This is a genomic window from Demequina sp. (assembly GCF_049841215.1).
Taxonomy (GTDB): Bacteria; Actinomycetota; Actinomycetes; order Actinomycetales; family Demequinaceae; genus Demequina.
The window spans coordinates 1-6,078 of record NZ_JASGEO010000022.1 but is presented as its reverse complement, the minus strand read 5'-3'; the positions used below and the strand labels follow the sequence as shown (position 1 = coordinate 6,078).

The 6,078-nt window shown below is 69.2% G+C and carries 4 protein-coding genes; 3 read left to right on the top strand and 1 reads right to left on the bottom strand.

Translation table 11 applies throughout. The features are described from left to right. The first annotated feature begins 308 nt into the window (after positions 1–308). Positions 309–1,781: a DUF7059 domain-containing protein gene (locus tag QM618_RS10965; RefSeq protein ID WP_428098776.1), complete on the top strand. Its 1,473-nt coding sequence runs from the start codon at positions 309–311 to the stop codon at positions 1,779–1,781. Between the two features lie 56 nt (positions 1,782–1,837). Further along, complete coding sequence (locus QM618_RS10960; RefSeq protein ID WP_428098771.1) at positions 1,838–2,428, top strand: hypothetical protein; 591 nt, start codon at positions 1,838–1,840, stop codon at positions 2,426–2,428. On the opposite strand, the gene QM618_RS10955 is transcribed toward QM618_RS10960, so the two are convergent. Continuing rightward, entirely contained in the window at positions 2,414–3,229 is an 816-nt protein-coding gene (locus QM618_RS10955) for an inositol monophosphatase family protein (protein WP_428098767.1), read from the bottom strand. The two genes, QM618_RS10960 and QM618_RS10955, sit on opposite strands and share 15 nt — an antisense overlap. A gap of 82 nt (positions 3,230–3,311) precedes the next feature. On the opposite strand from QM618_RS10955, the gene topA reads away from it, so the two are divergent. Further along, positions 3,312–5,984, top strand: coding sequence for a type I DNA topoisomerase (gene topA / locus QM618_RS10950; RefSeq protein WP_428098764.1), 2,673 nt, complete (start codon positions 3,312–3,314; stop codon positions 5,982–5,984). Positions 5,985–6,078: the final 94 nt, after the last annotated feature.

The window sequence follows — 6,078 nt, the reverse complement described above, 5'->3', positions numbered from 1 at the left end:
GCCCGCGCCGCCTGCCCCGCGCACCCGGCCCCCGTCACCCAGCACCGCGCGCCAACTCCTACTGCCGTTTCCCTATTTTAAGAATCCTTAAAATAGGGAAACGGGCATGGCACCACAACCGCCCTCACCGCGCCGCACCAACCTGGGGGCGCTAATTGGCGCCGCTGCTCCAGGGGGTGGTGAGTTGCCTGAACTAGGCGGATTTGCCCGAACGGGTACACGTCAGATGCCTAAACCGCGCGGCGGGGCCTGGGTCTGAGGGCTGGGCGAGGGCAAGGGCGTGGAGGGCGCCGGGATACCCTGCTTGCGTGCACCTGGACAACCCGGACGCCCTGCGCGCGGACCTTGAGCCCTGGACCAACGACGCCATCGCGGAGCTCATTGGCGAGCGCGCGGTCGCAGCTCTGGACCGCGAACAACTCGTCCCCGCCCGGCTCGCGGCCCGCGCCGCCGGTGACGATCGCATCGCGCTGCTGACCCGGCTCTTCTGCCTCGGTGACGCCCTCACGGTTGCCCAGGTGAACCGCGCGCTCCCAACCTTTACGGCGGAGGCGGCCGCAGCGTCGGGCCTCATCGCGACGGCCGGGGCGAGCGACGACGATCCCGTGCGCGCGCTCGTAGACCTCCGCCCCTATGAGACAGAGGACCACCTCTGGCACGTCGCGAGCGACCTTGGCGAGGCGGTCACCGGTGAGCGCCTCGCCGACGACCACGTGCTCGGCGTCGGCGGCGCGAGCCTCACGCTCGCCTCCATCACCCTGCGCACCCCCGTGACGCGCGCCCTCGACCTAGGCACCGGCAGCGGCATCCAGGCGCTCCACGCCTCCACCCACGCGCACCACGTCACGGCCACGGACATCTCGCAACGCGCCCTCGAGTTCGCGCGCTTCAACGCCGCGCTGGCGGACGTCACGCTAGACCTGCGTCACGGCTCACTCCTGGAACCCGTCATGGGCGAGGACTTTGACCTCGTCGTCTCCAACCCGCCCTTCGTCATCACGCCGCCCGGCGCCCCCAGCTTCGAATACCGCGACGGAGGCATGCCGGGCGATGCGCTCGTGGGCACGCTCGCGAAGACGCTCGGCAGCGTGCTCGCGCCCGGCGGCGTGGCGCAGATGCTTGGCAACTGGGAGATCCGCGAAGACTGGCGCGAGCGCTGGGAGCAGTGGCTCGACGGCACCGGCATGGACGCCTGGGTGGTGCAGCGGGATGTCCTTGACGCCGCCCAGTACGCGGAGATCTGGTTGCGCGACGCCGGCGTGGTCCCCGAGCGCGGCCGCGCCGCCTTCGACGACGCCTACGCCGCGTACCTCAGCGACTTCGATCGCCGGGGAGTGCGGGAGATTGGTTTTGGCATGGTCCTCCTGCGCCGTCCCCTCAACGGTGCCCGCCCGACGCTGCGGCGGCTTGAGTTCTTGGAGGGCCCAGTTGCGGCTCCCCTTGGGCCCGCCCTGGCCGCAGGGTTGGCGGCGCACGACCGGTTGCGGAACCTGGATGACGAGGCGCTGCGCGAGCAGCGCCTCGTGGTGCAGCCGGACGTCACCCGCGAGGTCTACGGACGTCCGTTGCTACCGGATCCGGAGCACATCCTGATCCGCCAGGGCGGCGGCTTTGGCCGCGCGATCAGGGCGGACACCGCCCTCGCGGGCTTCATTGGCGCGTGTGACGGAGAGCTCAAGGTAGGCCAGATCCTCAGCGCCCTGAACGCGCTGGGCGTGGACCATGCCCAAGACCAACTCCCCGCCATCCGCGAACTCATCGAAACCGGCTTACTGGCCTGAAAGTAGGGGCCGAAAGTCCCTGCCTAACGGCCAAACCCGACCGTAGCGTCGGGCATGTGACACTGACGTCCCATAGCCCCCTCCATGTTCTTGACGCCCAATCACTAGTGATTGGCGGCGTTGAACCCATCACTCCGCACCGTTGGTATGGCCGCCTGGCCACAGGCGTGCTCCTCGCCGGCGACGGCCCTGGCGTGCCATGGACGCACGTCAAGGCGGGCCTGCGCGAGCGCCGCGGCCTCGTGGACGCCGTGGTGTTTGGCGGCGACGAGCCCACCCGCCAGAGCGCTCTCGCGGACGCGATGGCGCAGGCTCGCGAACTGGGCTATTTGGTAGGCCTGCTGACGCGCGGCGGCCTGCCGCGCAGCCTCGCGGACGTGCTGTCGCTCGCCGACTGGGTGGGGATCGAGGTGGGAGCCGCGGGCGCCCACGACGTCTCGGTGTGGACGTCGCTTGAGCTCATCATGCGCTCGGGCCTCGAGTACGAGGTGACGATCAGCGTGGACCCGTCCCGCCACACCAGGGAGGACGTGCGCGCCACCGCTCGCGAGGTCATCCGCCGCGGCGCCCACGCCCCGGTGCTGTGCGGCCGCAGGCTCTACGACGTCATCCACCCAGAAGACCTGCCGGATCTAGAGCGCCGGTAGCAGCGCCCTCGCCACCCGCTCCCACACGGACGGGTGCGCGGTCAGCAATCCCGGCCGCCCATCGCCGGGCAAGTACTCGCTGCCGTCCGGCCGCAGCGACGCCAGCCCCGCCTCGCGCACCAGCAGCGATCCGGGCGCGTGATCCCACGGCAGCGTGCGCGTGAACAGCACGTAGTCCTTGTTGAGCCCCTCAACCATGTCGAGGTAGTCCCAGCCGGCGCAGAACCGAATGTCGCGCACCGGCCCCAGCGAGCCCGCCGCCGCATACACGGCCTCGGGATCGGCGACGAACGCGCGGGCACCAAGGGCGCCGCGCAGGGCCGACGGGTCGGCTGGCTCGGGCGCCAGCGCTCGCCTCCCGTCCACGAAACACCCCACGCCAAGGGCCCCGTGCATCTCACGCGACACCGCCGGGTACGTGATCCAAGCTCCCTGGGTCCGCCCGCCCTCGATGAGCGCGACCATGCACGCGAAGTCCTCTTGACCGTGAACGAAGTTGCGGGTGCCGTCAACGGGGTCCACCACCCAGCACGCCTCTGCGGCGGCGACCAGGTCCAGCAGCGACGGATCGGCGGCCGTCGCCTCCTCACCAACCACGGGGATATCCAGCAACTCTGTGAGGGATGCGGTGAGCCTCCGCTCGGCCAGCACGTCCGCGTCGGTGACCATGTCCCAGGGCCCCGCCTTGGTGCGAACATCGTCGGAACCAAGGGACCGCCACCGCGGAAGTACCTCCGCATCGGTGGCCTCATTCATCGCGGCGAGGACAGCGTCGGACAGTGCTTGGGTGACCACAGGCATATCCCCATGTTCCCACCCGCGCAACCCAGCGTCGGACGCCGTATGTATTCTGTGTGCGTTCCACCCCACGAAAGCAGGCACCATGCCCCGCAAGCTCGTCATCGTCGAGTCGCCAACCAAGTCCAAGACCATTGGCGGCTACCTCGGCGCGGATTATGACGTGGTCTCCAGCATTGGCCACATTCGCGACCTGCCGCAGCCGAGCGAGCTGCCCGCGGGCAAGCGCGAGGGCTCGGTTGGCAAGTTCGCCGTGGACGTGGAGAACGGGTTTGCGCCGTATTACGTGGTGAGCCCGGAGAAGAAGAAGGTGGTCGCGGACATCAAGTCGCGCCTCAAGGACGCGAGCGAGGTCTACCTCGCAACTGATGAGGACCGCGAGGGTGAGGCCATCGCGTGGCACCTGCTTGAGGTGCTGCAGCCCAAGGTGCCGGTGAAGCGCCTGGCGTTCCACGAGATCACGCGTGAGGGAATTACCAGGGCGCTTGAGAACCCGCGCGAGCTCGACATGGAGCTGGTGGAAGCCCAAGAGGGCCGCCGCATCCTCGACCGCCTCTACGGCTACGAGGTCTCGCCGGTGCTGTGGCGCAAGATTCAACAGGGGCTCTCGGCGGGGCGCGTGCAGTCGATCGCGCTGCGCCTGGTGGTGGACCGCGAGCGGGAGCGAATGGCCTTCCAGTCCGCGGAGTACTGGGATCTCACCGCTACCTTTGCCGCCAAGGAGGGGCCCGACGCTGGGCGGTCGTTCAGCGCTCGCCTCACCTCTGTGGATGGTCGCCGGGTGGCGGTTGGCAAGGACTTCGATGACCGCGGCGTGCTCAAGAACGACAAGGTTTTTCATGTGAGCGCGGGCACGGCCGGTTCCTTGGCCGCCGGGCTGGCTGCTTCTGACTTCTCGGTGGTTGGCGTCGAGTCCAAGCCGTACAAGCGGCGCCCCGCCGCTCCCTTTATTACGTCCACGCTGATTCAGGAGGCGTCGCGCAAGCTGCGCCTTGGGGCGCGGGACGCGATGCGCGTGGCGCAGGGCCTCTACGAACGCGGCTACATCACGTATATGAGGACGGACTCGCCCACGCTGTCCGGCGAGGCCGTGCGTGCGGCGCGGTCCCAGGCCGCGGAGCTGTACGGCTCTGACTCGGTGGCGGCGACCGCGCGTGTGTACGCCTCCTCGGACTCCAACGCGCAAGAGGCGCACGAGGCGATCCGCCCCGCTGGCGACAAGTTCCGCACCCCTGACTCCGTTCGCGCGGAGCTGCGTGGCGACGAGTTCCGCATGTATGAGCTCATCTGGAAGCGCACCGTCGCCTCGCAAATGGCCGACGCTGTGGGCACCACGTCCACGGTGCGCTTGGGTGCCACCTCTGGGGCTGGGCACGCGGTGGAGTTCTCCGCGTCCGGCACCATCATCACGTCGCCGGGATTCCTAGCCGCGTACGAGGAGTCTCGCGAGGAGTCTCGCTACGAGTCCGAGAAGAAGACCCACGTCACCGAGGCCGACGAGCGCTTGCCGCAGCTGGCCGAGGGGCAGGCCGTTGACGCGTCAGGGCTCGAGCCGGTGTCGCACGCCACCACGCCGCCGCCGCGGTTCACGCAGGGCTCGATGATCAAGGAGCTCGAGGACCGCAAGTTTGGGCGTCCCTCGACGTACGCCGCCACGGTGGACCTCATCGTTGCCCGCGGATACGTGCGCATCGACAAGCAGGCGCTCATCCCCACGTGGATCGCGTTCGCGATTGTTGGGCTCATGGAGCAGCACTTTGGCTGGCTCATCGACTACGACTTCACGGCCGACATGGAGGAGGACCTTGACCGCATCGCGCGCGGTGAGGCCGACATGCGCGAGTGGCTTGGGCGCTTCTACTTTGGTTCCGGTGCGTCTGGGGCGGAGGGTCGCGACGAGGGCCTGAAGCACCTGGTAGACGACCTTGGCGAGATCGATGCTCGCGCCATCAACACGTTCCCCGTTGGCGACGGCATCTCGCTGCGCGTTGGCCGCTACGGGCCGTACATCGAGCGCGAGGTTGACGGCGAGACGCAGCGCGCGTCCGTGCCAGAAGAGGTAGCGCCCGACGAGCTGACCGTTGCCCGCGCGGAGGAGTTGTTCGCCTCGCAGGGTGGGGACGAGCGCGAGCTGGGGACGCACCCTGAGTTCGGCACCACCGTTGTTGCGAAGGCCGGCCGCTTTGGCCCCTACGTGACCGAGGTGCTGCCGGAGGAGTCAAAGGCCAAGCCGCGCACGGCGTCGCTGTTCAAGTCGATGCAACTGGAGACCGTCACGCTCGAGGATGCGGTACGGCTCATGTCGCTGCCGCGCGTCGTGGGCACGGACCCCGCCGACGGCGCCGAGATCACCGCCCAGAACGGCCGCTACGGCCCGTACCTCAAGAAGGGCACGGACTCACGGACGCTTGCGTCCGAGGATCAGCTGCTCGACATCTCTTTGGAGGAGGCCCTAGCCATTTACGCGGAGCCAAAGCGCGGCCGCGGCCGCACGGCAGCGCCGCCGCTCGCGGAGTTTGGCTTGGACCCGGTGTCGGAGAAGCCGATTGTGGCGAAGTCCGGCCGCTTCGGCGACTACATCACGGACGGCGTCACCAACGTCACGATCCCTCGCGGTGACACGGTGGAGACCCTGACCCCCGAGCGGGCAGTTGAGTTGCTCGCGGAGAAGCGCGCCAAGGGGCCGGCCAAGAAGCCGGCCCGCCGGGCGCCCGCCAAGAAGCCCGCTGCCAAGCGGGCGGCGCCCAAGAAGAAGTAGCCGTCAGGCGGCGCGGGGTCGCCGTCCCTGCGGCGCCGCCCCATCCCAGGCCGCCCAAGCCCGCCGCGCCATCCCTGCCGCGCCATCCCTGCCG